At 70.5% G+C, this 26,249-nt stretch carries 21 protein-coding genes, 1 tRNA gene and 4 pseudogenes; 16 read left to right on the top strand and 10 right to left on the bottom strand.

The genetic code is table 11. The features are described 5' to 3' along the window. Positions 1 to 45: 45 nt before the first annotated feature. A pseudogene (locus tag ACFYXM_RS13975) lies at positions 46 to 982 on the bottom strand (M1 family aminopeptidase); the annotation flags it as partial. A gap of 354 nt (positions 983 to 1,336) precedes the next feature. Between ACFYXM_RS13975 and ACFYXM_RS13970 the strand changes: the two are divergent. Next, positions 1,337 to 1,834: a hypothetical protein gene (locus ACFYXM_RS13970; protein ID WP_073789250.1), complete on the top strand. Its 498-nt coding sequence runs from the start codon at positions 1,337 to 1,339 to the stop codon at positions 1,832 to 1,834. A gap of 75 nt (positions 1,835 to 1,909) precedes the next feature. Here ACFYXM_RS13970 and ACFYXM_RS13965 read toward each other — a convergent pair whose 3' ends face one another. The 3 genes from ACFYXM_RS13965 to ACFYXM_RS13955 form a co-directional block, all read right to left on the bottom strand. Beyond that, positions 1,910 to 2,587, bottom strand: a complete 678-nt coding sequence (locus ACFYXM_RS13965) for a pentapeptide repeat-containing protein (RefSeq protein ID WP_389289234.1) — start codon at positions 2,585 to 2,587, stop codon at positions 1,910 to 1,912. A gap of 84 nt (positions 2,588 to 2,671) precedes the next feature. Next, positions 2,672 to 3,148 (bottom strand): GNAT family N-acetyltransferase, encoded by a 477-nt coding sequence (locus ACFYXM_RS13960; protein ID WP_389289233.1) that lies wholly within the window; start codon positions 3,146 to 3,148, stop codon positions 2,672 to 2,674. Positions 3,149 to 3,286: 138 nt separating this feature from the next. Beyond that, positions 3,287 to 4,309: an aminoglycoside phosphotransferase family protein gene (locus tag ACFYXM_RS13955; RefSeq protein ID WP_389289232.1), complete on the bottom strand. Its 1,023-nt coding sequence runs from the start codon at positions 4,307 to 4,309 to the stop codon at positions 3,287 to 3,289. A gap of 33 nt (positions 4,310 to 4,342) precedes the next feature. Between ACFYXM_RS13955 and ACFYXM_RS13950 the strand changes: the two are divergent. Together ACFYXM_RS13950 and ACFYXM_RS13945 are read left to right on the top strand one after the other, a co-directional pair. Continuing rightward, a pseudogene (locus ACFYXM_RS13950) lies at positions 4,343 to 5,035 on the top strand (rhomboid-like protein); the annotation flags it as partial. A 322-nt stretch (positions 5,036 to 5,357) separates the two neighbouring features. Next, positions 5,358 to 6,767, top strand: coding sequence for an NAD(P)/FAD-dependent oxidoreductase (locus tag ACFYXM_RS13945; RefSeq protein WP_389289230.1), 1,410 nt, complete (start codon positions 5,358 to 5,360; stop codon positions 6,765 to 6,767). A gap of 200 nt (positions 6,768 to 6,967) precedes the next feature. On the opposite strand, the gene ACFYXM_RS13940 is transcribed toward ACFYXM_RS13945, so the two are convergent. Continuing rightward, the gene (locus ACFYXM_RS13940; RefSeq protein WP_389289229.1) at positions 6,968 to 7,639 is read right to left on the bottom strand and encodes a hypothetical protein; all 672 of its coding nucleotides are present in this window, start codon (positions 7,637 to 7,639) and stop codon (positions 6,968 to 6,970) included. A gap of 158 nt (positions 7,640 to 7,797) precedes the next feature. Here ACFYXM_RS13940 and ACFYXM_RS13935 point away from each other — a divergent pair, with 158 nt between their 5' ends. After that, positions 7,798 to 8,301 (top strand): hypothetical protein, encoded by a 504-nt coding sequence (locus ACFYXM_RS13935; RefSeq protein ID WP_389289228.1) that lies wholly within the window; start codon positions 7,798 to 7,800, stop codon positions 8,299 to 8,301. Positions 8,302 to 8,546: 245 nt separating this feature from the next. Further along, a complete protein-coding gene (locus tag ACFYXM_RS13930; RefSeq protein WP_389289311.1) occupies positions 8,547 to 9,047 on the top strand; it encodes an inorganic diphosphatase in 501 nt (166 codons plus the stop codon). Between the two features lie 21 nt (positions 9,048 to 9,068). Here ACFYXM_RS13930 and ACFYXM_RS13925 read toward each other — a convergent pair whose 3' ends face one another. Together ACFYXM_RS13925 and ACFYXM_RS13920 are read right to left on the bottom strand one after the other, a co-directional pair. Further along, on the bottom strand, positions 9,069 to 9,737 hold the full coding sequence (locus tag ACFYXM_RS13925) for a SixA phosphatase family protein (protein WP_389289227.1): 669 nt from the start codon (positions 9,735 to 9,737) through the stop codon (positions 9,069 to 9,071). A 23-nt stretch (positions 9,738 to 9,760) separates the two neighbouring features. Further along, the gene (locus ACFYXM_RS13920) at positions 9,761 to 10,339 is read right to left on the bottom strand and encodes an inorganic diphosphatase (RefSeq protein WP_389289226.1); all 579 of its coding nucleotides are present in this window, start codon (positions 10,337 to 10,339) and stop codon (positions 9,761 to 9,763) included. A 420-nt stretch (positions 10,340 to 10,759) separates the two neighbouring features. On the opposite strand from ACFYXM_RS13920, the gene ACFYXM_RS13915 reads away from it, so the two are divergent. The 4 genes and pseudogenes from ACFYXM_RS13915 to ACFYXM_RS13900 all read left to right on the top strand — a co-directional run. After that, positions 10,760 to 11,230, top strand: a complete 471-nt coding sequence (locus ACFYXM_RS13915) for a fluoride efflux transporter FluC (protein WP_389289310.1) — start codon at positions 10,760 to 10,762, stop codon at positions 11,228 to 11,230. Beyond that, entirely contained in the window at positions 11,227 to 11,604 is a 378-nt protein-coding gene (locus ACFYXM_RS13910; RefSeq protein ID WP_389289225.1) for a DUF190 domain-containing protein, read from the top strand. The genes ACFYXM_RS13915 and ACFYXM_RS13910 overlap by 4 nt, the downstream gene beginning before the upstream one ends. Next, positions 11,601 to 11,975: a fluoride efflux transporter CrcB gene (gene crcB, locus ACFYXM_RS13905; protein ID WP_389289224.1), complete on the top strand. Its 375-nt coding sequence runs from the start codon at positions 11,601 to 11,603 to the stop codon at positions 11,973 to 11,975. The genes ACFYXM_RS13910 and crcB overlap by 4 nt, the downstream gene beginning before the upstream one ends. Before the next feature lie 55 nt (positions 11,976 to 12,030). Beyond that, a pseudogene (locus tag ACFYXM_RS13900) lies at positions 12,031 to 12,624 on the top strand (MarR family winged helix-turn-helix transcriptional regulator); the annotation flags it as partial. 466 nt (positions 12,625 to 13,090) lie between these two features. Here ACFYXM_RS13900 and ACFYXM_RS13895 read toward each other — a convergent pair. After that, the gene (locus ACFYXM_RS13895) at positions 13,091 to 14,173 is read right to left on the bottom strand and encodes an AsnC family transcriptional regulator (RefSeq protein WP_389289223.1); all 1,083 of its coding nucleotides are present in this window, start codon (positions 14,171 to 14,173) and stop codon (positions 13,091 to 13,093) included. A gap of 171 nt (positions 14,174 to 14,344) precedes the next feature. Between ACFYXM_RS13895 and ACFYXM_RS13890 the strand changes: the two genes are divergently transcribed. The 3 genes from ACFYXM_RS13890 to ACFYXM_RS13880 all read left to right on the top strand — a co-directional run bounded on the left by ACFYXM_RS13890 (position 14,345) and on the right by ACFYXM_RS13880 (position 19,456). Then, positions 14,345 to 15,898 (top strand): AbgT family transporter, encoded by a 1,554-nt coding sequence (locus ACFYXM_RS13890; protein ID WP_389289222.1) that lies wholly within the window; start codon positions 14,345 to 14,347, stop codon positions 15,896 to 15,898. Between the two features lie 48 nt (positions 15,899 to 15,946). Then, entirely contained in the window at positions 15,947 to 17,110 is a 1,164-nt protein-coding gene (locus tag ACFYXM_RS13885) for a M20 family metallopeptidase (protein ID WP_389289221.1), read from the top strand. Between the two features lie 645 nt (positions 17,111 to 17,755). Beyond that, positions 17,756 to 19,456, top strand: coding sequence for a hypothetical protein (locus ACFYXM_RS13880; RefSeq protein ID WP_389289309.1), 1,701 nt, complete (start codon positions 17,756 to 17,758; stop codon positions 19,454 to 19,456). Here the strand turns inward: ACFYXM_RS13880 and ACFYXM_RS13875 are convergent. Next, entirely contained in the window at positions 19,431 to 22,307 is a 2,877-nt protein-coding gene (locus tag ACFYXM_RS13875; protein WP_389289220.1) for an NB-ARC domain-containing protein, read from the bottom strand. The genes ACFYXM_RS13880 and ACFYXM_RS13875 overlap by 26 nt on opposite strands. Positions 22,308 to 22,550: 243 nt before the next feature. Further along, positions 22,551 to 22,624 (bottom strand) — tRNA-Thr (locus ACFYXM_RS13870). A 178-nt stretch (positions 22,625 to 22,802) separates the two neighbouring features. Between ACFYXM_RS13870 and ACFYXM_RS13865 the strand changes: the two genes are divergently transcribed. The 4 genes and pseudogenes from ACFYXM_RS13865 (at position 22,803) to ACFYXM_RS13850 (ending at position 26,248) form a co-directional block, all read left to right on the top strand. Next, positions 22,803 to 23,939 carry an ABC transporter ATP-binding protein gene (locus ACFYXM_RS13865; RefSeq protein ID WP_389289219.1) on the top strand — a complete coding sequence of 379 codons (1,137 nt, stop codon included), beginning with the start codon at positions 22,803 to 22,805 and terminating at the stop codon, positions 23,937 to 23,939. A 217-nt stretch (positions 23,940 to 24,156) separates the two neighbouring features. After that, positions 24,157 to 24,795: pseudogene (locus ACFYXM_RS13860) on the top strand (transposase); the annotation flags it as partial. Positions 24,796 to 24,949: 154 nt separating this feature from the next. Beyond that, a complete protein-coding gene (locus ACFYXM_RS13855) occupies positions 24,950 to 25,363 on the top strand; it encodes a hypothetical protein (protein ID WP_389289218.1) in 414 nt (137 codons plus the stop codon). Positions 25,364 to 25,537: 174 nt separating this feature from the next. Then, positions 25,538 to 26,248 (top strand): NDP-sugar synthase, encoded by a 711-nt coding sequence (locus ACFYXM_RS13850; protein ID WP_389289217.1) that lies wholly within the window; start codon positions 25,538 to 25,540, stop codon positions 26,246 to 26,248. The last annotated feature ends 1 nt before the right edge of the window (position 26,249 follow it).

Raw genomic sequence — 26,249 nt, 5'->3', positions numbered from 1 at the left:
GCTTCCTGGAGACTGCGCGGAGAAGCTGTGCGGAACGGGAGCCGGTCAGTCCTTCGGGGCGGGCCGGCTCTTCCCGTACAGCCAGGTGTTCCACAGCCCTGTCAGGTCCTTGCCGGTCGCCCGCTCCACATAGGCGTCCACATAGGCGGTGAAGTCGGCGGTCGACGCGGTGCCGTGCCGGTGGGACCGCGTCCAGCCCTGCACGAGCGCGAAGAAGCGCTCGTCGCCATGTCCGCGGCCGTCGGCGGTTCGGCGGGCGGAAAGGCCCAGTTGTCGTCGTAGAAGGCGGCGGCGAACCGGTCCTCGACCGGCTCACCCTCCTCGTCGTCCTCCCACAACCATTGCGCGTACGTCGCCAGGCCCTCGTTGAGCCACATGTCCCGCCAGCTCGCGGGCGTAACGGAGTTCCCGAACCACTGGTGCGCCATCTCGTGGACCAGCAGCCCAACGCTCGGCGGTCCCGGGAAGAAGGGCCGGTTCTGGGTCTCCAGCGCGTAACCGGCGTCCCCGTCCCGCCCGACGATCGCGCCCGTGGCGAAAAAAGGTACGGCCCGAACCGTTCCGCCACCCACGCCACGACCTCGGGGACACGGGCCAGGACCGCCGCGCTCCGGGCCGCCGCCGCCGCGTCGGCGGCGGTGAACACCTTGATGCCGTCCGGGGTGCTCGACGCCTGCGTGTCGAAGCGGCCGACGGCGAGCGTGGCGAGATAACCGGCCATCGGTTCCGCGACGCGCCAGTGGTACGTGCTGGTGCCGTCCGGGGCGCCACCCGTGGTGGTGGTGCGGGAAACCAGCTCGCCGTTGGAGACGGCGGTCAGGCCCTCCGGGACGGTGACCGTGATGTCGTACGACGCCTTGTCGCTCGGGTGATTGTTGCCGGGGAACCAGGCCATGGCACCCGTCGGCTCGCCGAGTGCGACCGCCCCGCCCGACGTCCTGGGCCAGCCCTCCTCCGACCGGTCGGGGTCGGTGAGGATCTCTGATCATTCCTGTGCGTGATCGCCGAGAACACGGCCATCGGAATGTCCTCGGCGGCCTCTGCGGCGTCCGTCACGGCGGGCACGTTGTGCGGGCCCAGTACCAGCGGGAACACCGCGAGGCTCGGGTGCTTCTCCAGGCCGATACGGATCGGCTCGGCCGCCCACTCCGCCGTACCCTTGTCCCGGCGGACGACGAGCAGCACGGGCGGGTAGCGGAACTTCGCATACAGGTGGGCCGGGTAATACGCCCAGCTGCTCCGCTTCTCCGGGTCCTTCCGTCCCTGCGCCGCACTGCGACATCGACGGACCTGTACCGCGACATCGACGACCGTGCGGGCATGACACCATCGGACCGTGCTCGACATCGGCTACTCCCTCTCCCGACGCTTCCCCGACCCCCCGCAGACCGACTACCGCCGCGCGGACGTCCACGCCCTGCGGCACGACCTGTTCTGCGGGGACGTCTATCTCGCCGACACCGAGGCCGACCGCGAACTGTCCACAGCCTGGGGATGGGTGCCGGTGCTCGATTTCGCGTGGGCCCTCTGCGACATCGTGGAGCAGCTCGACCGCGACCCGCGCGGCAGCCGTTCGCACCAACGGCAGTTCGCCGAGCTGGATTTCACCGAGTCGTCCGATCGCATGCTCTTCGAGCGCCGCTTCGGCTGGGTGGACGTCGAGGCCGACTGGATGCCTGGTGACGAACCCCCGCTCACCTTCAACCACGCGCTGCTGCGCCGGGAGGCCCGCGACTTCCTGCACGACCTGATCGCGGACCTCGCCGACATGCACGAGGGGCTCGCCGACAACCCCGCTATCTGGGACCTCCAGGCCCGCTTCCCCCGTATCTGACCCGTCCCTGTACCGAACCGGTCCCGTCCCGACCAGGTCGGACGCCCGGTCCGGTGGCGAACACACCTCCACGCGCTACGCCTCCACGCGCACCCCTATCTGCGCCGCGAACGCAGGCGCCAGCTCCATCAGCTGGGCCGGGCTGATCACCGCACCCGACAGCCGCTCCACTCCCCTGGCGATGTCCAGTTCCGCGACCGTCCGCAGATCCACCGACTCCATCCGCACGGAACTGAGGTCGGCACGCTTCAGCACGCAGTCGCGGAACTCCACCCGCACCAGGTGCGCCTCCCCGAAGTCCGGCTCGGACAGCACACAGCCCTCGAACACCACGTCCTTCAGCCGCGCCTTCCGCAGATTCAGGTAGTCGATCTTCCCGCCGCGCACCAGCACCCGTTCCAGCGCGGCACCGTGCAACTGCACCCCGCCGAGCCGCGCGTCCGTCATCTCCACGTCACGCAACGACGCCTCCGCGAGGTCGGTGCCGACCCCCCGAACACCCGTCAGCACCGAGTCGATGAAGCGGGCCCTGACCAGGTCCGTACGGTCCAGGGCGCAGCCGTCCAGCGCACAGTCCATGAACCGTGCGCCCGGCCCCGAGCCGTCCGCGAGGTCCGTCCCGTCGAAGCGCAGACCGTCGTAGTCCCCGTCCGGCTCCAGCCCCTTCCCGTCGTACGGAACCAGCGGCGGCAGCCGTACCTCCGGCCGCCGGGCCGCCGCGACGGTGTCCTTCTTCCTGCTGCCGCGTGCCATGCCCCCATCGTGGACCACCCCACTGACAATCGCCGGTGACAATCGCCGGTGCCAGGGAGTACCCCGGTGGGCGCCGGTCGGGTCCTACCGGACGCCGAGCTTCGCGAGCGCCTCGTCCGTCAGCCGGTACACCGTCCACTCGTCCTGCGGCCGCGCCCCCAGCGACTCGTAGAACGCGATGGACGGGGTGTTCCAGTTCAGCACCGCCCACTCCAGGCGCTCGTAGCCGCGCTCCGCGCAGATCCGCGCCAGCTCCGTGAGCAGTGCTTTCCCGTGCCCGCCGCCGCGCCGCTCCGGCCGTACGTACAGGTCCTCCAGGTAGATGCCGTTCACCCCGCGCCAGGTGGAGAAGTTCAGGAACCACAGCGCGAATCCGACGACCTCTCCGTCGTCGTCCGACTCGGCGATGTGCGCGTACGCGGCGGGGCGCTCGCCGAACAGTGCCTCGCGCAGCTGCTCCTCGGTGGCCTTCACCTCGTGCAGGGCCTTCTCGTAGTCGGCCAGTTCACAGATCATGGCGTGGATGGCGGGGACATCGGCGGGGGTAGCGGTACGAATCATGGAGGCAGCGTAGAACCGACGCGTGCCGGTCCACACCTGACGGTCCACACCTGACGACGGTCGACGCCCGGCGTCACCGCCCCGCCGGTCCACACCCCACGCCCCGCACCGTGCCCCGTACCCGTCGGCCACGCCCTCTCATCCCCGCCCCAGCAGCAACCGGGCGGTCTCGACCTGTTCCGGTTCCAGCCGCCGCTCCCCGTCCGAGACGGCCCACAACCCGTTCTGCAGCAGCCGCCCCAGCGTCCAGGCCCGCGCCCGTTCCCTCTCCCGGTCGAGGCCCAGCGCCTCCGTCATCAGGTCGAACCGCCACCGCACCGCCGCCGCGTCGAACCGGTTGACCAGCGCCGGAAACAGCTCGAACCCCGGATCGCCGACCAGCGGTTTCGGGTCGATGGCCACCCAGCGGTCGCCGGCCGTGCGGTGATCAACAGCTCCCCACCCGCCCCGACCCTGGTCCCGTCCCCGTTCCCGGACCGGGAATCGGCCCCGTTCCCGGACCGGGAGCGCCGCACCGCGGTCCGCCGCCCCACCCGCCAGCACGTTCCCGTAGTGCAGGTCCCAGTGCAGCACCCGGTCCCCGGGCTCCCCCGCGACCTCCCGCACCGCCGCCGCGCAGTCGGCCAGCAGCCGCCGCTCCGCCTCGTCCGACAACGCCTCCACCGCGCCCGGCGCCTCCTCCAGCATCCGCGCCACGATGTCCCCGAGCCGCCGCAGCCCGCACCCGGCCGGAGCCGGTACGGACGACAGCCGGGCCAGCAGCTCCGCCAGAACGCGGACCGCCTCCCGCTCGTCCGCCAATCCCGCCGGCGAACGCCCGCTGTCCAGCCGCTCCAGCAACATCGTCCCCGTCGCCGGGTCGTGGTCGAGCAGTTCCACGGCTCCCGCGCCCGCCTCGCCCCACACCCGCAACGCGACCGGCTCGCCCGCCGTCTCCTCGTCCACGGGCTGGAGCTTCAGCGCCGCCGGCCGGCCGTCCGCCTCACGCACCACCGGAAGCACCAGCGCACACATCCCGTGGAGAGCCGCGCCGTCCGGCCGGAGTCCCCACCGTTCCAGGAACTCGGCCGCCAGCCCCGGCAGCGCCGCGAGAAAGGCCCGCCCGGTCTCCCCGTTGTACTTGGACTGGGTGGCGATCAGTGCGTCCGGGATGTCGATCACGCGGACGATCGTAGAGCCGTGCGTCAATCGGATATGGCCCCCAGCAGCCCCGCCCCGCCCGGCCGGCCGGGCCCCGCTCCACCCGACCGGCCGCGCACCGCCGCCGGTTCGCGGCTCCGCGGCGTCGGCTCATGGCTCCACGGCGTCGGCCCGTGGATCCGCAGCGCGCCCGGCACCTACCTATGGCTGACCATGCTCGTCGCCACCACCGTGGTCATCCATCGGATGTCCCCGGAATTCGAGGAGGACTTCCTGCGCCGACGGTCCACCAACCTCCACGAACTCTCCGAGGACCCCGTACGCGTACTGATCGCCAGTGCCTTCTGGACCGACAACGGCCTGTGGGCGCCGTACGCCGTCCTCTACACCGTCTTCCACGCCCGCGCAGAACGATGGCTCGGCACCCTGCGCTGGCTCACCGTCGCCGCCACGGCGCACGTCCTGGCCACCCTCGTCAGCGAAGGCGTACTGGCCTGGGCCATCAGGCACGGGTACGTGACACCGGCCGCCACCAATACGCTCGACATCGGCGTCAGTTACGCGCTCGCGGGTGTCGTCGCCGTCCTGACATACCGGGTTCCGGCGCCCTGGCGGCACGTGTATCTCTTCGCCGTCGCCGTCTTCTACGGCATCCCGCTCATCAGTGGCCGCAGCACCTTCACCGACCTCGGGCACTTCACCGCCGTGCTCGTCGGCCTGGCCTGCTATCCGCTGGCCCGGGGCCGGGCCCGGGACGAGGGTCAGGACGAGGGCGGGGACAAGGGTCAGGACAACGGCCGGGACGAGGGCGGGGCCCGGCCCCGGAGCCCGCGCCGCGAACGGCCCCGCCACCCGTCCGGCAACCGGCCCAACCATTCCGACCGGTCCAACCAGCCCAGCGACGAATCCGACGACGAGTCCAGCGATGAGTCCCACGACCGGCCCGGCTACCCGTCCCCGCACGGGACGGGAGACCCTCCGGCGCAGTAACGTCCGCCCCGGCGCAAGCCGGAAAGCCCCCCACCACCACAGCCTTCACACCGGACGAAGCAGGGACAGCAGGGACAACATGAGCACCGTCAGCACCGTCAACGGCGGCATATCCTTCTGGTACGCGGACCGGGGCACCCCCATCGCCCGGGAGCCCCTCCCCGGCGACCGCACAGCCGATGTCTGCATCGTGGGCGGCGGGTACACCGGACTCTGGACCGCCTACTACCTCAAGAAGGCCGTCCCCTTCCTCAACATCACCGTCCTCGAAGCCAAGTTCTGCGGCTACGGCGCCTCCGGACGCAACGGCGGCTGGCTCTACAACGGCATCGCCGGGCGCGACCGCTACGCGAAGCTCCACGGCCACGAGGCGGCCGTCCGGCTCCAGCAGGCGATGAACGACACCGTCGCCGAGGTCGTGCGCGTCGCCGCCGAGGAGGACATCGACGCCGACATCCATCAGGGCGGGGTTCTCGAAGTCGCTTACACACCCGCCCAGTTGGCCCGCCTGAAGGACTTCCACTCCGTGGAGATCGCCTTCGGCGAGACCGACCGCGTGCTGCGGGGCGCCCGCGAGACCGCCGAGCGCGTCAACGTCACCGGAGCCGTCGGTTCCACCTGGACCCCGCACGGGGCGCGGCTGCACCCGGTCAAGCTCGTCACGGGCCTGGCCGCGACCGTCGAGTCGCTCGGCGTCACCATCCACGAGTCGACGCCCGTCACCGCCATCGAGCCCAAGCACGCCCGTACCCCGTACGGCACCGTCCGCGCCCCGTACATCCTGCGGTGCACCGAGGGCTTCACCGCGAACCTCAAGGGCCACAAGCGCACCTGGCTCCCCATGAACTCCTCGATGATCGCCACCGAGCCGCTTCCGCGGTCCGTCTGGGACGCCATCGGCTGGGAGGGCCGCGAGACCCTCGGCGACATGGCCCACGCCTACATGTACGCCCAGCGCACCGCCGACGACCGCATCGCGCTCGGTGGACGCGGCGTCCCGTACCGCTACGGCTCGGCCGCCGCCCACTTCAACGACACGGCCCGCACCCAGCCCGCCACCATCGAGGCGCTCCGCGACATCCTCGTCAGGCTCTTCCCCATCACCGGGGCCGCCCGCATCGACCACGCCTGGTCCGGCGTCCTCGGCGTACCCCGCGACTGGTGCGCCACCGTCACCCTCGACCGTTCCACGGGCCTGGGCTGGGCCGGAGGCTACGTCGGCTCCGGCGTCGCCACCACGAACCTCGCCGCCCGCACCCTGCGCGACCTGATCCAGCAGGACTCCGGCCAGTCGGGCCCCACGGAACTGACCACCCTGCCCTGGGTGGGGCACAGGGTCCGCAAGTGGGAGCCCGAGCCCTTCCGCTGGCTCGGCGTCCACGGCATGTACGCCGCCTACCGCGCCGCCGACCGCCGCGAACTCACCTCGCCCCGCCCCGGCACCGACCCCATCGCGAAGGCCGCGGACCGGCTGGCCGGGCGACACTGAACGCCCGGAAAGGAACGGACACGAACGAACGGGCATCCGCCACCGAAGTGGCGGATGCCCGTGACGCGCCCTCAGTACGCCCTCAGTACGCGCGCCGTGCGTCCTCGGTACGCTCCCGAAAGGGCCCCCGACAGGACGGAGCTCAGACCTTCAGCAGGCCCGTACCGGAGCCTTCGGAGGGCCCTCGGCACGCGCGGAACTCAGGCCTTGCTGGTGCAGATCGCGTCGTACGGACGGCCTGGGCTCGGGAACAGCTCGATGGGGTTGTCGGTGCCGGACGGGCATTCCTTGGCCGTCTTCGTCAGGGCGAGCACCTTGAACACACCGCCGCCCCCATTGCCGCAGGGAACCTCCTTGGCCTGGTCGTTCACGCAGTCGCCCTTCACCAGCTGGCCGCCACCCGCCCCGGCGTCACCGGGGTGGTCGCCGGACAGGTTCCGGCCGCAGACGGTCTTGCTGGGGATGCCGCCGGTGCTCTGGCTCGGACCGAAGGAGATCTTCACGGAGATGATCACGTCGGTGCCGGCCGGGCACTGGATCGAGTCGGCGAAAATGGCGCCGTCCTTGATCTCAAGGGCCTTGATCGTCGCGTTCGGGTCGTCGCACTCCAGGGCCTGGTAGGCGTCCTTCGACTCCTTCGCATCGGGCCCGGCGCAGTCGCCGACCTTCCAGTCCTTGGCCTTGTGGGTACCGCCCGAGGCCGCGTCGTCCAGGGCCTCCTTGCTGCATGCCGTACCGGCCCCCAGGACGAGCGCGACGAGCAACGCCGCCTTCGAGCAGTCCAGGAGAGCCCTGCGGGGACCGCGCCGCCGCACGGGAACGTCCTCCTCCGTTCCGCTGCTCAGGGATCGCGTGATGCCGTGGACTGTCATGCCGCTCCTTGGATTCGGGTACGTGGCGAGCCCGCGCGGTGCTTGTCATGCCCGCGTGCAGTGGCTCGCGCGCGTAAGGACGACATAAACGTCCACCGTGGTTCCGGGGGTGCGGAAGACTGTGCTTCGCACACTGAGGGCGAGGGAACGGGGGGCGTATGACGACCTGGGGACTGGTCATGGAGACCACCGTGGGCGGCGGGGAGAACAAGCACATCGAGACATACGTGCTGGCGCACATGGCGGGAACACGTGAGGACGCCCTGCTGGAACTGGAACGGCGGGCCCGGGGCCACGCCCCGACACACCCCAGGAACCCGAAGCGGCGCCGACTCTTCCGGAAGGACGACGGTTTCCTCCTGGTGGTCGACGGCGCCTGGCAGTCGTACAGCACCCGGTTCACGGTGGCGGAGCTGCTGGAGGACAGCGCCGCGCCCGAGCCCGAACCGGCGCAGGAGCCGGAACCGGCTCCTGATCCCCGGGCCGAACCCGAGGCCGACACGATTCCCGCCCCCGCCCCTTCACTCGCGACGGCGACCGCGACCGCGCGAGAGAGCGCGAGGCGACGGCGTGCGGAGCATCCCGCGGAGGAGGACGTGGAACGGTACGCGGACGGGGTGCCCGTGCGGCCTGCCTGGCTGGGCCGCCCCGATCTGCCGTGACGGCGGCGGCTCCGTCGCGACGGCCGCCCGGCGATGCCGACTCGGCCGCCAAGACGGCCGACGGCGCAACCTCACTGGGCACGGGGTGCCCGCGTCCGGTCCTGCCGGGTTGACCTGATCGGGCGTACCGGGGCCCCGCCACGCTGCCGGGAGCCGGACAGCGACCGACGATGGACAGGACGCGCGTCCGCCGCACCTCGTACGGGTGCGGCCGGCACGGCCCGGAGGCGGTCATGGAGGCGGTCATGGAGTTCGACGTGACGGTGGAGATCCCCCGTGGGTCCCGCAACAAGTACGAGATGGACCACACCCTGCACCGCATCCGCCTGGACCGGATGCTGTTCACATCCACGAAGTACCCGGCGGATTACGGCTACATCGAAGGAACGCTGGGCCGCGACGGCGATCCGCTCGACGCGCTCGTCCTGGTCGGCGACCCGACGTTCCCCGGCTGCGCCATCGAGTGCCGGGCCGTCGGCATGTACGTCATGAGGGACGAGAAGGGCCCCGACGAGAAGGTGCTGTGCGTACCGGCCCACGATCCGCGCTACGCCGCCGTGCAGGACATCGATGACATCCCCCGTTTCGACACCCTGGAGATCACCCATTTCTTCGAGGTCTACAAGGACCTCGAACCAGGCAAGTCCGTCGAGGGTTCCCACTGGGAGGGACGGGACTCGGCGTACGCGGAGATCGAGGCGTCACGCGAACGCGCCCGACGCGCCGGGGCCGAGGGGCTTGCCTGACGCCGAGGGGCATACGTGACATCAGCCCCGCGCGGCGGAGACGGGGCCGCGGGGAACGGAGAAGTCGATGAGCACCGCCGCGCCGGGCGTGAGCCCGGCCCCGCCCCCGGCCCGGGTACCCGGCAGCGCCAGTACCGCGAAAGCGGAGGTCGGGAACTTGGTACGGGCCCGCGCGAGCGCCTGTTCGTCGCCGCCGCCCGCGAGGGACAGGACGAGTTCCTGCACTCCGGGCTGATGCCCGACCAGCAGCACCGTCCGGCCCGGCGCCGGGCCGCCACGACCGTCGCGGCCACCACGCGCGAGCGCGTCGTCGAGCACCTCGTGCAGTACGCGGAGAAGGCCGGACGCGCTCGCGGCGTACACCCTCGGCTCGAACACCACGTCCGGTTCCGCCGCGTACGGTTCCGGCGCGAACAGCTCCGTCGCGACCAGATCCCAGGTCTCCCGGGCGCGCCGGGCGGTCGAGCAGACGACCAGGTTGGGCACGCACCCCGTCTCGTACAGTCGGCGCCCTGCCGCCGGGGCATCGCGACGGCCCCGGCCCGCGAGCGGCCGTTCGTGATCGGGGACGCCGTCCGGCCAGGCGGACTTGGCATGCCGCAGCACGATCAGCAGAGCGCCGCCGCTTTCGGGCCCGGCACCGAACTCGGGCCCTCCGGTCGCTTCAGTCGCTTCAGTCGCTTCGGGCACCCCGACCACCCCTGCCATCCCGGTCACTCCAGGCATCCGGTGAGCCGGAGATAGGCATGGCGCGCGTCCGACACCAGTTGGTCGGCCTCCCTGCGGCTGCCGCAGCCCGTCACCCGGTACACGGTCCCGGGCGACAGTCGGCCGAGCGCCGTCGCCCACACGTCGGGCTCCGCGTGCCAGCGGCGCAGGTCCGTGGCGTCGACCAGGTCGATGAAGGGCTCGGCCTCGGCGACGCACAGTACTTCGTCCACGTCATGACGGCCGTCGTTCAGATGCAGCAACGCCACCGGCCAGGCCGCCACCTCGTCGCCCGGCCGGGCCGGCTCCCGCATCAGGACCAGGGTGCGTACGGACCGCCCGTCCGTATCCAGGGTGTCCTCGACACGTCCCTCGCCCACGGGCCAGCCGTCGGCACCGCCACTCGGTTCCGGCCCGTCCGACGCGTCCGAGACATCAGGCGGGGAGAACCCGGCGAGGGGGACGGCGGAGGACCCGCTGGATGAACCAACAGAAGGACCGGCAGAGGAACCGCCGGACGAGCCCCCGAACGAACCATCGGAGGAACCGATGGTCGACTCGACCTCGACGGTGATGCGTGACACCGCTGCCCACCTCCCGCGACGCCGGACGACCGGCTCGTACGGCAGCCGCCCGCGCCGCACCGGCGCGGTCGGGGCGAGCCCTGTCGCCAGGCGAATTCCAGTGTCCCGCGCCCGTACGGCGGGGACAACCACCGCTCGCCGCTCACCGCGCCGAGCCGTACGGGCAGTACGCCGAGCCGTACGGGCAGTGCTGCGGCCCAGCAGGAGAACCGCGGCGGCGCCCGGTAAGCTGGTCCGAGCGGTGTTCCGCGGTGATCACGTAGTCACGCGGTCTCCTCGCCCACCGCACGGCGGTGGGGCCCGCCGTACCCGAACCGCGGCGACGACGCCGCCAACGGTCCCTACTTGCGACGCGCACCGTACGTTCCCGCGCCCGGCGAGTAGGAGACGCACGTGGAAGAGCCCCGGACCCCGATCCCGATGCTGAACGAACCCGTCGACCCCGACGTCGGCCTCCGCGTACCCGACGGTCGGCGCAAGGACTCCCGGCCGGCGCGACAGGGCCCGGTGGTGGCCGTCGTGGCGGTCGGCGGCGCCGTGGGGGCGACCGCGCGGTACGGGGCCTCACTGCTGTGGCCCACGGCGACCGGCGCCTTCCCGTGGACGACCCTGACCGTCAACGCCGTCGGCTGTGCGGTGATCGGGGTCTTCATGGTGGTCATCACCGACGTCCGGGCGCCCCACCGTCTCGTGCGCCCCTTCTTCGGCACCGGCGTACTCGGCGGCTTCACCACCTTCTCCACCTACGCCGTCGACATCCAGCGCCTGGTGGACGGCCGGGAGACACGCACCGGCCTGGCCTGCCTGGCCCTCACCCCGGTCGTCGCCCTGACCGCCGTATGGCTCGCGGTCGCGCTGACGCGCCGCGCCATCACGTGGAGGCAGCCATGAGGCTCACCGGTTCCGCACTGCGCGTCACCGTGTTCGTCGGCGAGACGGACATGTGGCACCACAAGCCCGTGTACACCGAGATCGTCCACCGGGCGCGCGAGGCCGGGCTGGCGGGCGCCTCCGTCTTCCGGGGCATCGAGGGGTTCGGGGCCTCCTCCCTGATCCACACCGTCCGGCTGCTGTCGCTGAGCGAGGACCTGCCGGTCGCCGTCGTGATCGTCGACACCGAGGAACGGATCCGGGCCTTTCTGCCGCAGATCGACGAACTCGTCGCCCAGGGGCTGGTCGTCCTCGACGACTGCGAGGTCGTCCGCTGCACCGGCCGCGATCGCAGGGGCCGGGACAAGACCCGCCACGGCAAGGAAGAACGGTGAACTGGCTGCTCGTGATCGCGGGTGCCATGATCGGAGCCCCACTGCGCTACCTCACCGACCGTGCGGTCCAGTCCCGGCACGACAGCCTCTTCCCGTGGGGGACCTTCACCGTCAACATCTTCGGGTGTCTGATCCTCGGACTGATCACCGGCGCGGCAGCCGCCGGGGCCGCCTCCTCCGAGACACAGCTCCTGCTCGGTACCGGCCTGTGCGGGGCGCTGACGACGTACTCGACCTTCTCGTACGAGACGCTGCGCCTGGCCGAGGACGGGGCCCGCTTCTACGCGGCGGTCAACGTCCTGGCGAGCACGGCCGTCGGGCTCGGAGCCGCGTTCACCGGCGCGGCACTCGCCCGCGCCCTCTGGGGCTGACCGCGCCCGGAGCGGTGGAACGGGAGCGAACGGCGAAAGCGGTAGAAATGAGGGCATGCCCCAAGGAGAGCCCGGAACCGCGGACGTGGACGCCACGGACGCCGCCGTCGAAACCTCCAACACCGCGCACACCTCTGACACCTCTGACACCACCAATTCCTCCGACGCCGACGCCGACGCCGACGACGTCGACGCGGTGACCCGAGCGGTCGTCACGGCGTCACAGGTGCTGATCGCGGTGGCGGCGAACTCGCTCGCCGAGGTCGAGGAGCGGGTGACTCTGGCGCAGTTCCGGATGCTGGTGGTGCTCTCGACGCGCGGCGCGACCAAATTGGTGAGGCTCGCGGAGCTGTTGCGCGTGTCGCCCCCGACCGCGATGCGCATGGTCGACCGGCTGATCGTCTCCGGTCTCGCGGACCGGCAGGTCAACCCCGGCAACCGCCGCGAGACCCTGCTCCGGCTCACCGACGAGGGCCGTCGCACCGTCGAGCACGTCACCGCCCGACGCCGCCGTGAACTCACCGCGATCGTCGCGCGTCTCGCCCCCGCCCGACGCACGGCCCTCGTCGGCGCGCTGACCGCCTTCAACGAGGCGGCCGGTGAACTCCCCGCCCCGGGCGGGGAGGCGGACGACCCGAATCCGCTCGGCCGGGCGGACCTCCCAGCGGCATACGGCACCCCGCCGCCGTCCACGGACGGCCCCACGCCGACGGCACCAGGCGACGGCGAGGCTCCCGCGCAAGGACAGCGGAACGACGGCCCGCCCACCCACTGACCGAGCGCTGGGTGCAGGAGGTCGTCCGGCGTATTCCGGCTGACCAGCGCGACGGCATGACGGATGAACTGCGCACCACGATCGCCGACACCGTCGAAGCCCGGGAACCGGCCGACACCGGCTCCTTGGAGCGCGAAGTCCTGACGGAGACGGGCGACCCGATCCGGGGGCTGCCCGGTACGGCTGTCGTGGCCGACGCCACCCTTCGTGGTAGGCGCGTTGGCCCGCCGACGGGCGCGCCGGTCCGTTCGCAGGCCGCGCCGCCAAGGGGCCGGGGGCGGGTGCCTCTGCCGGCCGGCGGTTCCCGGCCGGCCGAGGCACCACAGGTCCCCCTTCCGCCCTACTCCTCGTACTCGCCCGGGTCCGCCGACGGGATACGGGTGTCCTTCGGGCACCACGGGTCGATGGGTGCGCACTCCCGGCGCCGCCCGAGATCATCCAGAATCCAGCCGAGCCGTTTCACCGTGCGCAGCACAACGGCGTGCTCGACGATTTCGAACTCGGGCAGGGCGGAGGTGATCCGCGCCTCCAGGTCGTGCGCGCCGGCGGTGGAACGCAGCCAGGTGGACACCCGGAAATTGGTGCCGCCGCTGGTGGCGACCAGAAGGCGGATCTCGGGCATGCGTGCCAGTCGCTCGCTGACGCGCTTGCGGTCGCCCGGCGGGACCCGACCCCACAGCAGCGTCGTCACCGGCCAGCCCGTGAGGTGCTGGGAGATCTCGCAGCGGAAGGAGACCGCGCCCGAGTGCTCCAGCCGGGACAGCCTGCGACGGGTCGCCGTGTGACTGGCGCCGGTGCGTTCGGCGAGTTCGGTGACCGGCAGTCTGCCGTCCGGAGCCAGTGCGAGCAGGAGCGTGCGGTCTGCGGGTGACAGCCACCCGGTCGGCACCGGCCGGCTCGGCGCGGTCACGGGTTGCAGACGCTCGCGCTGGGTGCGGGACAGGGCGTCCAGCCGCCAGGCGGTTCCTGACATATAGGTGTGCGTGCTGATCTGCACATCGACCTCCACCACCCCGGGGAGGCGGCTGACCTGGTCCAGGACGAAGCGCGACAGTGCGTGCAGATCGCCGGTGATGACGTTGACGTGCAGATCACGGCCGCTGGCGACCTCCATCACCGATTTGGTTCTCGGATCGCGGGCCAGGGCGAGCGCCACCCGGCCGCGCTGCGCCGGATGGCACCGGATGTCGAGAAAGGCATCGCACAGCGAGCGCCACAGGCTGGAACCGCCGGTCGCGGTGACCCATGCCTGTCCCGTGGCGGCCAGCCGCCGCCAGCGCCGGGCCGCCGTGGCGGCACTGACTCCCAGGACATCGCCGAGCGTGGCCCATGAGGCACGTGGCGCGATCTGCAGACAGTTGGCGAGCGCGAGGTCGGCCTCCTCCAGGCGGCCGGCCGGAAGAGAGTCGGCGAAATCGTGCATACAGGGCCTCCAGAAAGCGATTCTCGACGATTTTCGGCCCTGGTGACCGTAAATGCACACGATGTTGCAACGCGGTCGTCCACCCCGAAACGGCGGTCCGGATTTCGGCCGAATCACCCCCCCCTTTGTCACTGCCCCGTTTCCCTTCGCGCGGAAAGGTTTCCTTTTGCGATGCCCCATGAGCTGACCACCAAAGAGGTGGCCCCGCAGCCGAAGGTGCTGCGGGCAGCCTTCCGCAGCTTCGCCGTGATCGAGAGGGTGGGCAACAAACTGCCGCATCCCTTCTGGCTGTTCTGGCTGCTGGCACTGCTTGTCATCGTGCTGAGCGCGGTCCTGTCCGCGGCAGATCTCGGCGCCGTCCAGCCCGGAGGCGACGAGACCGTCGCAGTACGCAGCCTGCTCAGCCGGGACGGCATCACGATGATGGTCGAGGAGGCGGTGGAGAACTTCGCGAGTTTCCCCCCGCTGGCCACGATCCTCACGGTGATGTTCGGCATCGCGGTGGCCGAGCGCAGCGGGCTGTTCAGTGCCCTGCTGCGTCGCCTCGTCGCACGGGTACCGGGCAAGTACCTGACGTTCGCCCTGTCCATGACCGCGATGGTCGGCCACGTCGCCGGCGACGCCGCTTACGTGACGCTCATCCCCCTGGGCGCTCTGGTGTTCCGCGCCGCCGGCCGCAGCCCCGTACTCGGCTGCATCGTCGCGTTCGTCTCCATCTCGGCGGGCTACGACGCCTCGCCCTCGCTGACGACCACCGACGTACTGCTGTCCACGATCTCCACCGCCGCCGCGCAGACGATCGACCCGAATTACGTCGTCACTCCTGTGGCGAACTACTACTTCAGCCTTGCGTCCTCGGTGCTCGTCGCCCTCGTCATCACCCTGGTCACCGAGAAGGTCCTGGCCCGCCGCCCCGATCTGGAGACCGACGGACCCGCCTCGGACCTGAACGCCGAGGAACTGGCCGACATCGAAGTCACCTCCGCCCAGCGCCGCGCCCTGCGGGTGACCGGACTGGTCGCGCTGGCCTTCGTGGCCGCTCTGGTGCTCGTCATGCTGCCGACGGGATCTCCGCTGCGCGGCGAAGGGGGCAGTGTGGTCCAGTCCCCGCTGTTCTCGGGCATGGCGCCTATTCTGGGTGTCTTCTTCGCGCTCCTGGGCACCGTGTACGGCCGGATCACCGGATCCCTTCCCGGGTCCCGGGACGTGGTGGCGGCCATGATCGAGGGCGCCCGGTCCATGGCGCCGATCCTGGTGCTGTTCTTCGCCATCTCCCAGTTCCTCGCCTTCTTCAAGTGGAGTCACATCGGCGAGGTGCTCGCGATACGGGGTGCGGAGGCACTGCAGAACCTCGGCGTGCACGGGTGGGTGGTCCTGCTGGGGATAGCCGTCCTGGTCACCTTCATGAACCTGGCCATCACCAGCGGATCCGCGCTCTGGGCGCTGGCCGCACCGGTGTTCATCCCCATGCTCATGCTCATCGGGATCAGCCCCGAGGCCACCCAGGCCGTCTACCGGGTGGCCGACTCCGTCAGCAACTGCATCACCCCCATGAGCCCGTACTTCGCCATGGCTCTCGGCTTCATCCAGCGCTACCGGAAGTCGGCGGGGATCGGCACGCTCGCCTCGTTCACCATCCCCCTGGCCGCTGTCGTCTGGGTGGTGTGGGTCAGCTTCGTCCTGGCCTGGTATCTGCTCGGCATCCCCTTCGGCCCCGGCGCCTGACCCCGAATCCCCCACATTCCACCCGCAATTCCACGGAGCGACCGCACCATGATCTCCGAGCTCGCCCGCAGCGCCGACGCCGCCGCTGCGGACATCCTCACCGACATCACCGACCTCGTCGCCTGCGAGACCCACAGTTACGACCTCACCGGCCTCGGTCACGGCCTTGAACTGCTGAGCGCTCTCGTTGCCCACCGGCTCGGAGCACCCACAGAAGTGGAACGGCATCCGGGCGGCGAGCAGGGCGACACCCTGGTCCTCACCTACGAAGGGGACGGGCCAGGGCGTGTCGCGATCGTCGGCCACTACGACACCGTGTGGCCGCAGGGCACACTGGCGAACTGGCCGATCGCCTCCCACATCGACGAGGACGGCCGGCAACGTCTGAGCGGGCCCGGCATCTTCGACATGAAGACGGGCCTCGCTCAGGGCATCTGGGCTCTCAAACTGCTCCGCGAGAGCGGTGCGGCAGTGCCCACGGTGACCTTCGTCCTCAACAGCGACGAGGAGATCGGCTCTCCCTCGTCCCGGCCGGTGATCGAACGGGTCGCAGCATCCGTGGATGCCACGCTGGTACTTGAGGCGAGTGTGGACGGTGCCGTCAAGACAGGTCGCAAGGGCGGGGGAATCTTCACGGTGACGGCCACCGGAGTGGAAGCACACGCCGGCCTGAACCCCGAGGACGGGGCGAGCGCGATCCACGCGCTCGCCGAGTTCATCACCGACGCGGCGGCCACGGCCGCCCCCGCGGAGGGAACCACGGTCAACGTGGGGCGCATCAGCGGCGGATCCGGAACGAACGTCGTGGCCGGACAGGCGTCCGCGAGCATCGACATCCGGGTTCTCACCCGAGCGGAGCAGGACCGCGTGGACGCCGCGTTCGACAAGATCCAGGTGAGCGACCCGCGCATCCGCATCGATGTCCAGCACGGCTGGAACCGGCCGCCGATGACGCTGAACGCCGCGTCGGAGTCCCTGCTGAAGACGGCGCGAGCGGTGTCGGAGGAACTCGGCCGGCCGCTCGCCGACGTCACCGTCGGTGGTGCCAGCGACGCGAATTTCGTCGCCGGCCTGGGCCTTCCCGTGCTCTGCGGCCTGGGAGCGGTGGGCGGGGGCGCCCATGCGAGGCACGAGTTCATCTACCCGGACACGGTGGCCCACCAGACCGCGCTGGTCGCCGGGATACTGCACCGGCTGGCCGGCGCCGCCTGACACGCGGGCCCACCGGCGCCCCGCACGGCGGTCACCGGGCCCGCCAAGCACCGTGACATCCGAAAACGCACAGCGGAAGACCCAGGCCGGAACGTTGTCCGGCCTGGGTCTTCTGCGGAGCCCCCTGTCGGATTCGAACCGACGACCTGCGCAGACAAGCCCGCAAGATCATGACGGACGGTGTCGGGCCATCACACTGCGGGTCGGCAGGGGGTGTCATGGGCGTCAAGGCAGTCATGCCACGCTCCGACCATACGACCGGTCTGCCGTCGCAGCTGAATGAGACCGTGCGTGCCGCTGGTACAGGCGGTGGGCTGGTGCCGCGGAGCATCGTCCGAGATCGCCCCTCTGAGTGATCGCGCCTGATAAGCCCCCAGTACGGTGTAGCTATTCATACGAATCCAAAGTCAGCCGGAAGGATTGTTTGCCGGAGTGAATTGCTGTAAGGGCACCATCGCCGCGAGCCGCGAGCCGCGAGCCGCGAGCCGCGAGCCGCGAGCCGCGAGCCGCGAGCCGCGAGCCGCGAGCCGCGAGCCGCGAGCCGCGAGCCGCCAGCCGCGAGCCGCCAGCCGCGAGCCGCGAGCCGCGAGCCGCGAGCCGCGAGCGTGTTTCGGACCACGCCGCACGTAACTTTTCGGGGTGGCCATGCACGCTAGCCAGCCCCTGCGTGTTCCGGTCGGGCCCGACGCTGACCGGTGGAGCACCTTCCGTGCCGAAAAGACGCTGGTCGTAGCCGCTCGTACGGTCACGTCCACCGCCCGGGTACTCGAGTGTCTGCCCTCCCTCGTCCGCGACGACAGCCGCGTTTCGGTCGTCTTCGCTTACGACTCGACCTCCGCCTTCAGCGACGGGGTCCTCGACCTGCTTCACAACGCCGGATGCCGGGTCATGCCCTGGGATCAGCTGGGCAACGCCGCGCCCGACCTCATTCTTTCCGCAAGCGAGAACATCGAGGTCCCTGAGGGCGACTGCCCGGTCCTGGTGCTGCCGCACGGCGTGGGCTTTCAGAAGCTCGTTCCCGATTCCCGCTCCTCCCGCGTGCGCCTCTCCGGCGTCGTGTCGGACGCGCTGCTCGAATCCGGCCGCGCGTGGCTGGCTGTGTCGCATCCGGACCAGGAAGAGCAGCTTCTCTCCACACACCCGAAGACCGCAGGACGCACACTTCTCGTCGGCGACCCGTGCTTCGACGAGCTGCAGAGCAGCCAGTCCCACAGGGACGCGTACCGGCGCGCCCTAGGCGTGGCGGAGGGCCGCCGGTTCGTCATCATCAGCTCGACGTGGGGCCCGTCCTCTCTCATCGGCCAGGACCCGGAACTGCCTGCACGCCTCCTGGCCTCTCTGCCGTACGACGAGTACCAGGTCGGACTGATCGCCCATCCCAACGTCTGGGCGGGGCACGGCTCGTGGCAGATCCGTAACCTCCAGGCCTCAGCCCTGGCCGCGGGCCTGGTGCTGATTCCTCCGGTCCATTCCTGGCGACCCGCCCTTGTCGCAGCCGACGTGGTGATCGGCGACCACGGCTCCGTGACGCTGTACGGAGCTTCGCTGGGCACGCCGGTGGTGCTTGCCGCGTTCGGGGAAGACGCCGTGCCCGGGACGGCCGCCCGCGCCCTCGCGCAGGTCGCGCCCCGCCTCGATCCCCGTACGGAACTGCACCGGCAGGTCGCCGACGCCATCGGCACATGCGGGCGTACGCCCTCCGCCTCTGTCGCCCAGCGGGCTTTCGCGGAGCCCGGTCGGGCCCATGCGCGCCTTCGTGCCGCTCTGTACCGACTGATGGGGCTCCCTGAGCCGGCCTCGGCGTCTCCGCACGCACCGGTTCTCCAGCTGCCGGAGCCGAAACCGACCACGGACCGCTGTACGGCCTGGCGGGTGACCACCGTGATCTCGACAGACCGCGGCCGGCCGACGATCACTGTGATCCGTCTCCCCGCCTCCCTGACCGGTTTCGGGGAGGAGGACGTCGACGCCTTCGTCCATCTGGCATGCGACGAAGAGGAACGGGACCGGCGACTCACCGAGAGCGCGTCCGTCGTGCTCAACCACCACCAGGCAACGACCCGAGCCGGCGCCCACCACTGGATCGCCGAAACCCTCGGTCGCCTGCCCGGCTGCGGTCTGGCCGCAGTGGACACGGACACCCACAACACCCTTGTCGGCCTCCGGGACGGCAGGGTCGTGACCGCGACGACGACAGGGCCCGCTCTCGGACCAGGCCTTGCGGCCGCTGTGGTCTATGCCCTCCTCCGCACCTCGCAGCCTCTGACCGGCCGCTGTGTGACGCTGCGGATCGGATCCGACCGCAGCGAGGCCGTCCGCCTCACGCTTGACCGGGCGGCTCTCTAAGGGCTGAACCGGGATCGGTCTGCGCGTCCAGAACCCGCACGCGCTCCCGCAACTGCTCGGCGAGCGGGCTGCCGCCGTCCTCGTGGATCTCCAGGGCGCGGGCCAGGTAGCTCCGCAGGTGTGTCCGGTCGCCGCCCGGCCGCTCCGCGATGGCGGCCAGTTCCAGCAGCGCCTCGGCCTCGTAATGGGTTGCCTTCTGCTCCCGGAGGATGCGCGCCGCCTCACTCAGTGACCCGATCGCCTGCTCCGTGTCGCCGAGGTGGTCGTGAGCGCGTCCCCTGGCGACTTCCGCCCGCGCCGCCATCCGCAGATCCGGATTCTCACCAGCCAACAGCGCTTGACGCGCCTGCCCCAGAGTGAGGAGTGCCTGGGCCGGGTCACCGGCAGCGTCCTGTGCGCTGCCGAGAAAGAGAGAGGCGATGGCAGCCCCCCGTTTCTGGCCGGCCTCGGTGTTGAGCTCCAGGGATCGCTGGTAGACCTCGATGGCCCGGGACGGATCGAACCGGTCCCAGTACCTCCCGAAGAACTCAAGAACCGATGCCCGAAGTTCGGTGCGATCGGCCACCTCCGCGCAGGCAACAGCCGTCTCCAGCTCCCTCCGTGCCTGCTCGTACTCGCCCAGGTCCATCAGGGGGCGGGAGAGCAGGCTGCGCAGCCTGGCCTCGGCCGCCGGAACAAGCTCGTCGGACGCCGCCGCAGCCGCGGCTCCGAGTTCCAGTGACTCCCTCCAGTCCCCGAGATGCCTGCGGTGCAGGAAGAGCACGGTGAACCCCTCGGCCAACTGCCATACGGCCGTGTGCAGACCGAGGCGGGACGCCTCGCGGAGCACGGCAAGGATGTTGGCACGCTCCGCCTCCAGCCACGCCAGCGGGAGTGGTGCATCGTCGGCTGCGAACGGGTCCGCAGCACCGGCCAGCAGGCCGTCCACGTCAGCGATGCGCAAACGGTCCGCCCGCACCGCCCGGTCGGCGAAGGCGGTCAGTGCCAGATAGTGAGTCACCAGCTTCTCCACGAGTGCCCGCTGCGTGCGGGACGGCTCCTCGGCAGCCGCGCGCTCGCGTGCGTGCAGGCGTACCAGGTCGTGGAAGCGGTAGCGGTCGTCGTCCGTCACCTCAAGCAGTCCGGCTTCCTCCAGTACGTCCAGCAGGGACTGAGCGGTTGGCGTGTCGACACCCGCGGCAGCGGCCGCCGTGCCGCTGTCGAACGTGCGGCACGGCAGCCATCCCAGTAGTCGGTAGAACCGAGCTTCGTCGGCAGAAAGCTGTCGGTAGGTGGAGTCGAAAACTGCGGACACCGAGCGCTCCCCTCGGAGGGACATGGCGGTCAGTCGGCTGGATTCGTCGGACAGTTCGTCGGCGAGGCCGGCCATGGTGAGGCGGCGGTTGGTCACCAGTCGGGCGGCCACCACGTGCAGGGCGACGGGCAGTCCTGCACACAGTGCCACAAGGCGTTCGGCGGCCACCGGCTCCGCGGCGACCGCCTGGTCACCACAACGGTCGGCGAGGATCCGCAGCGCGCTGTGGGTATCAAGGGGTTCCAGCGGCAGCAACCTGGCGCCGTCAAGGGCGAGTTCACCGAGCCTCGCGTTGCTGGTCACCAGCACCGCGCTGCCCGGGCCCTGCGGCACCAACGCCCGCACCTGCGCCGGCTCGTTGACATCGTCCAGAACGAGCAGGATCCGGCGTCCGGCGGACCGCGACCTGAACAGCCGGGTCCGCTCCGCGAGGGACTGCGGCAGATAGGGGTCCTTCACGCCGAGCGACCGCAGGCACATCGCCACGGCGGCCGACACGTCACCGCCGCCGTTCTGCCCGCGCAGCTCCGCAAAGTCGACGTATAGCTGACCGTCGGGGAATCGCTCCCGGGAGCGGTGCGCCCAACGGCTGGCGGTCGCCGACTTGCCGACACCGGGCGTACCACCGAGCACCAGGACATCAACGTGCGAAGAACCGCTCTCCTCACTGCTGACCATCCCGTCCATCCTGGACAGATCAGCGGTGCGGTTGACGAAAGGGACGCGCAGCGCGGGGACCTCGTCCGGGAGCGCCTCCGACGGAAGCAGTGGTTGGACGTTGTAGGTGATGCCACCGTGGATCTGAGAGTTCTGGAACGCCCCGTACTGGACTCCCCCACTGATCGCCGCGCCACCTTGCCCACGGTCCCCGCCCAAGTCGGCCAGAAGCTGCCTCAGTTCGTCTGCGGCAGCCGGATCCTCCTCGAGCAGCCGGCTGAGCCGAAGCCGCCAATAGGCCTCGATATCCGCTGCGGCGCTGTCGTCATCCGCCTCCTCGGCCGCGACCAGCTGTGCGCCGGCTTCCTGGAGGTCGTCGTCCGCCTCCTCCTCCCGGGCCCGGCCGCGTCGGGCGAAGAGCCGCGCCACCCGCGTCTTTGCCTGTTCCCAGGAATCCGTCACCATGGCGCCGACCAGCGCAGACGCCCCCGATGCGGCAAGCGCCGCCAACTCGGCTTCCACAGATCCCCCCTCGTACTTCGCTTCGTGGTCCAGGCCGACCAGAACCCCACCGTAGAGAGATCGCAAAGGCTTGGACAGTCGGGCACCCGGCGCGTCGCGTACGCAGCCTCCGCTGATCCCGGACTCTCCTTCGCGTGATCGGCCTGTTGCGCATGCGCCGGCGGCCGCCTGCATGGTGATTTCGGCGACAGCCTCTGGGGTCACCAAGTGGAAGGCTTCCTCAAGGTCCATGCCCGTCTGCTGGGCCATGGTCTCGACGAGGTGAGCCGCGACGCCCCGCACTGACGTCGCCTCCACCTCGACTCCACGAGTCAGCAGCACGGCGCTCGAGTGCGTCACGAGGGTCTTGAGCGGGAGGATCTCCATCGGATCTGCCACGACGCCCGGCCTGGAAGCGAGTGTCGGAGCATTGCCACAAACCGGCTTGATCGCCAGGACGCCTTACCGCACCGTCCAACGGCGCTGGCGCGTTTTCTTCTGCACAAGCTCTGCGCTCATACGCTCCCTTTGCGCACCCCTTGGACTCGGTGACACGAACCGAAGCAGCACCGCCGACCAAGCCAGCGCCCCAGGACAGGAGAAAGGCCAGGTCAGACGAGGTCTGACCTGGCCTTCCGGCTGAGCCCCCTGTCGGATTCGAACCGACGACCTACGCATTACAAGTGCGTTGCTCTGGCCAGCTGAGCTAAGGAGGCGTGCCCGAGCAGTGTAACCAACCCTGCCCCGCGCACGGTCCCGGAATTTCACGACCCTCGAACTACTGACATATTCCGCATGTCCAGGTAGCGTCGCTCAGGATTCACTCAAGTGGACCAGACCACTCCCTACTCGGATCGTCCGGCACGTTCCTGCCGGTGGAGGAGAAGATTCAGCATGGCCAGTGTCACGTTCGACAAGGCGTCCCGCATCTACCCCGGCTCGACGAAGCCGGCCGTGGACCAGCTGGAGATCGACATCGCGGACGGCGAGTTCCTCGTGCTCGTCGGTCCCTCCGGTTGCGGCAAGTCGACCTCCCTCCGCATGCTCGCGGGCCTCGAGGACGTCAACGCCGGTGCCATCCGCATCGGTGACCGCGACGTCACGCACCTGCCGCCGAAGGACCGGGACATCGCCATGGTGTTCCAGAACTACGCGCTCTACCCGCACATGACCGTCGCGGACAACATGGGCTTCGCGCTCAAGATCGCCGGTGTCAACAAGACCGACATCCGGGCGAAGGTCGAAGAGGCCGCCAAGATGCTGGACCTCACGCAGTACCTGGACCGCAAGCCGAAGGCGCTCTCCGGCGGTCAGCGCCAGCGCGTCGCGATGGGCCGTGCCATCGTGCGTGAGCCGCAGGTCTTCCTCATGGACGAACCGCTGTCGAACCTCGACGCCAAGCTCCGTGTCTCCACCCGTACGCAGATCGCCTCGCTCCAGCGCCGCCTGGGCATCACGACCGTGTACGTCACGCACGACCAGGTCGAGGCCCTCACCATGGGCGACCGGGTCGCCGTCCTCAAGGACGGTCTGCTCCAGCAGGTCGACTCGCCGCGCAACATGTACGACAAGCCGGCGAACCTCTTCGTGGCCGGCTTCATCGGATCCCCCGCCATGAACCTGGTCGAGGTCCCGATCACCGACGGCGGCGTGAAGTTCGGCAACAGCGTCGTCCCGGTCTCGCGCGAGGCGCTCAAGGCCGCCACGGACAAGGGCGACACGACCGTCACGGTCGGCATCCGCCCCGAGCACTTCGACATCGTCGAGCACGGCGGCGCAGCCGCGAAGTCCCTCACGAAGGACAGCTCCGACTCCCCCGCCGGCCTGGCCGTCTCGGTCAACGTCGTCGAGGAGCTCGGCGCCGACGGCTACGTCTACGGCTCCGCACGGGTCGGCGGCGAGGACAAGGACCTGGTCGTCCGCGTCAACGGCCGCTCCGTTCCGGAGAAGGGCACCAAGCTGCACGTCGTGCCGCGCCCGGACGAGCTGCACGTCTTCTCGACCTCGACGGGCGCCCGCCTCACCGACTGACGCCCCGCACGCCCGCGCACGGACCCGTACCTCGCACGCCGCTCACGCCCGCGTGTCCCGTAAGGCCCGCACGCCCGCGCACCACGACGGCCCCGCACGTTTCCTCGGACGCTGTTGGTTTAGACGCTGTTGGTTTATTCGGGGCCGTGCGTGACGTCGGCCTTCAAGACCTGATCGTGGTCTTGAAGGCCGACGTTGTCGTATGGGGTGGGTGCGGATGTCGATGCACCCGAAGGAATCCGGGGAAATCCCGGCGGAGACGGTGCGGGTGGCGCGGGCCGCGTTCCCGGAGGGAGGTCTGGCGATCCGGGTGCGGGACGAGCTGGGACCGTTGTTCACGGACGAGGAGTTCGCCGGCTTGTTCCCGGTGCGGGGCAGGCCGGCCTGGTCACCGGGCGCGGGCTGGCGCTGGTGTCGGTGTCGCAGTTCGTTGAGGGGCTGACCGACCGGCAGGCCGCTGAAGCGGTGCGGGCCAGGATCGACTTCACATACGCGCTCGGGCTGGAACTGGACGATCCGGGCTTCGGCTTCTCGGTGCTCTCGGAGTTCCGTGACCGGCTGGCCGGGGCGGGCGCGGGACGTGTGCTGGACGGCATCCTGGCCGCGGCCCGCGAGGAGCGGCGAGGTGAGGCGCAGGGGCCCAAAAGACCGCCCGCCGGGCGCGCTGCGCCTGGTCACCCCCTATGACACCGACGCACGGGGCAGCGTGAAGCGCGACACCATGCGGGACGGCTACAAAGTCCACTTCACCGAGACCTGCGAGCCGGACGCCCCGAACCTGATCACGAGCGTCGCCATGACGGTGGCCACCGTGCAGGACCGGTCGATGGCCGAGACCATCCACGTCGCGGAGGCGGGAACGGGTTTGAACCGAGCTGGGCCGACTCCCCGCTGCGCACCGGGCGTCTCGTCGCTCCCGGTCAACACGGAATTCGAAAAGCGCCCTCGAACCATCCCTCGCAAGGGTGACAAGATGTCGCCATGCCATTACCGAACGCTACGCTCACTGCGTGACCCACACCGCTCGCCGTATCGGCCGTTCCCTCGCTCTCGTACTGCCCGTCGTGATGGTCCTGTCCGGGACCCTCGCCGTCACCAGCGTGCCGTGGGCAGCGCACAGCTCCGATTCGCAGGTCCTGGCCGCGTCGGCGCAGGACGTATCGAAGCGTGCCAAGGCACGTGCCCCGCAGGACATCCTCCGTGACCGTTTGCTCGTGGAGCTCCGCGAGAAGGACCCGGGCGTCGCGCTGACGGACCTTCAGCGCTCCGTCGAGGGCCGGCCCACGCTCGCCCGGCATTGCATGTCGATCGCGAAGGCGCTGGGCCGGGCGGCGGTCGAGCAGTACGGGCCGACGCGCGCCCACCGGTTCTCCCGCCCCGTCTGCGACACGTCGTTCGCCTCCGGCGTCGCTCGGTTCAGCTGACCCCCCGGCAGGCGGGCCCGGCACCGGTCGGCGCGGCACCGCTCGTCCCGACATCGGTCGGCGCGACACCCGGCCCGTCCCGGCACAGACCGTCGCGGCGCCCGTCGGCCCGTCGACCGGCCGACCCGCCGGCCCCGCACAACACGACACCAGGCACCACATATCGTGCCTGGTATGCATACGTATCCGACGCAGGCCGTTGTCCTGGCGGGTGGCCAGGGATCGCGGCTGCGCCCGTACACCGACGACCGCCCCAAGCCGATGGTCGAGATCCCGGGCACCGGGACCCCGATCATCGGCCATCAGCTTTCCTGGCTGGCCGCCGAGGGCGTGACCGACGTCGTGGTGTCGTGCGGTCATCTGGCCGAAGTACTGCAGGAATGGCTGGACTCGGCGGTGCTGCCGCTACGCGTGACGACCGTCGTGGAGTCCGAGCCCCTGGGCCGGGGTGGCGGCCTGAAGTACGCCGCCGCCCGGCTGCCCGAGCCGGACCAGCCCTGGTACGCCACCAACGGCGACATCTGGACGCGTTTCTCGCTGCGCGAGATGGCCGCCTTCCACGCCGAGCGCGACGCGACCGCCACGCTGGCGCTGGCCCGTCCCCGGATCCCGTGGGGCGCCGTGGAGACGGACGCGTTCGGGCACATCACCGACTTCATCGAGGCGCCGCCGTCGCCGTATCTGATCAACGCCGGCGTGTACGTCTTCTCTCCGGCCTTCACCACCCTGCTGCCGGACCGCGGCGACCACGAGCGGACCACGTTCCCGAAGCTGGCGCGCGAGCGCAGGCTGGCCGGGTACCCGCTGCCGCACGGGGCGTACTGGCGGGCCATCGACACGGCGAAGGATCTGACCGAGGCCGCCAAGGAACTCGACGGCCGGTGAA

Source organism: Streptomyces sp. NPDC002476, from assembly GCF_042889785.1.
In the GTDB taxonomy this organism is placed as follows: Bacteria; Actinomycetota; Actinomycetes; order Streptomycetales; family Streptomycetaceae; genus Streptomyces.
This window is presented reverse-complemented; position numbering and strand designations above follow the sequence as displayed.

Bases quoted from the DNA above. Each gene is read 5' to 3' on its own strand.
- ACFYXM_RS13965 (WP_389289234.1), bottom strand. From the start codon at position 2,587: ATGGCACGCGGCAGCAGGAAGAAGGACACCGTCGCGGCGGCCCGGCGG.
- ACFYXM_RS13960 (WP_389289233.1), bottom strand. From the start codon at position 3,148: ATGATTCGTACCGCTACCCCCGCCGATGTCCCCGCCATCCACGCCATG.
- ACFYXM_RS13945 (WP_389289230.1), top strand. From the start codon at position 5,358: ATGAGCACCGTCAGCACCGTCAACGGCGGCATATCCTTCTGGTACGCG.
- ACFYXM_RS13940 (WP_389289229.1), bottom strand. From the start codon at position 7,639: ATGACAGTCCACGGCATCACGCGATCCCTGAGCAGCGGAACGGAGGAG.
- ACFYXM_RS13935 (WP_389289228.1), top strand. From the start codon at position 7,798: ATGACGACCTGGGGACTGGTCATGGAGACCACCGTGGGCGGCGGGGAG.
- ACFYXM_RS13930 (WP_389289311.1), top strand. From the start codon at position 8,547: ATGGAGTTCGACGTGACGGTGGAGATCCCCCGTGGGTCCCGCAACAAG.
- ACFYXM_RS13915 (WP_389289310.1), top strand. From the start codon at position 10,760: ATGCTGAACGAACCCGTCGACCCCGACGTCGGCCTCCGCGTACCCGAC.
- ACFYXM_RS13910 (WP_389289225.1), top strand. From the start codon at position 11,227: ATGAGGCTCACCGGTTCCGCACTGCGCGTCACCGTGTTCGTCGGCGAG.
- ACFYXM_RS13895 (WP_389289223.1), bottom strand. From the start codon at position 14,173: ATGCACGATTTCGCCGACTCTCTTCCGGCCGGCCGCCTGGAGGAGGCC.
- ACFYXM_RS13890 (WP_389289222.1), top strand. From the start codon at position 14,345: ATGCCCCATGAGCTGACCACCAAAGAGGTGGCCCCGCAGCCGAAGGTG.
- ACFYXM_RS13885 (WP_389289221.1), top strand. From the start codon at position 15,947: ATGATCTCCGAGCTCGCCCGCAGCGCCGACGCCGCCGCTGCGGACATC.
- ACFYXM_RS13880 (WP_389289309.1), top strand. From the start codon at position 17,756: ATGCACGCTAGCCAGCCCCTGCGTGTTCCGGTCGGGCCCGACGCTGAC.
- ACFYXM_RS13865 (WP_389289219.1), top strand. From the start codon at position 22,803: ATGGCCAGTGTCACGTTCGACAAGGCGTCCCGCATCTACCCCGGCTCG.
- ACFYXM_RS13850 (WP_389289217.1), top strand. From the start codon at position 25,538: ATGCATACGTATCCGACGCAGGCCGTTGTCCTGGCGGGTGGCCAGGGA.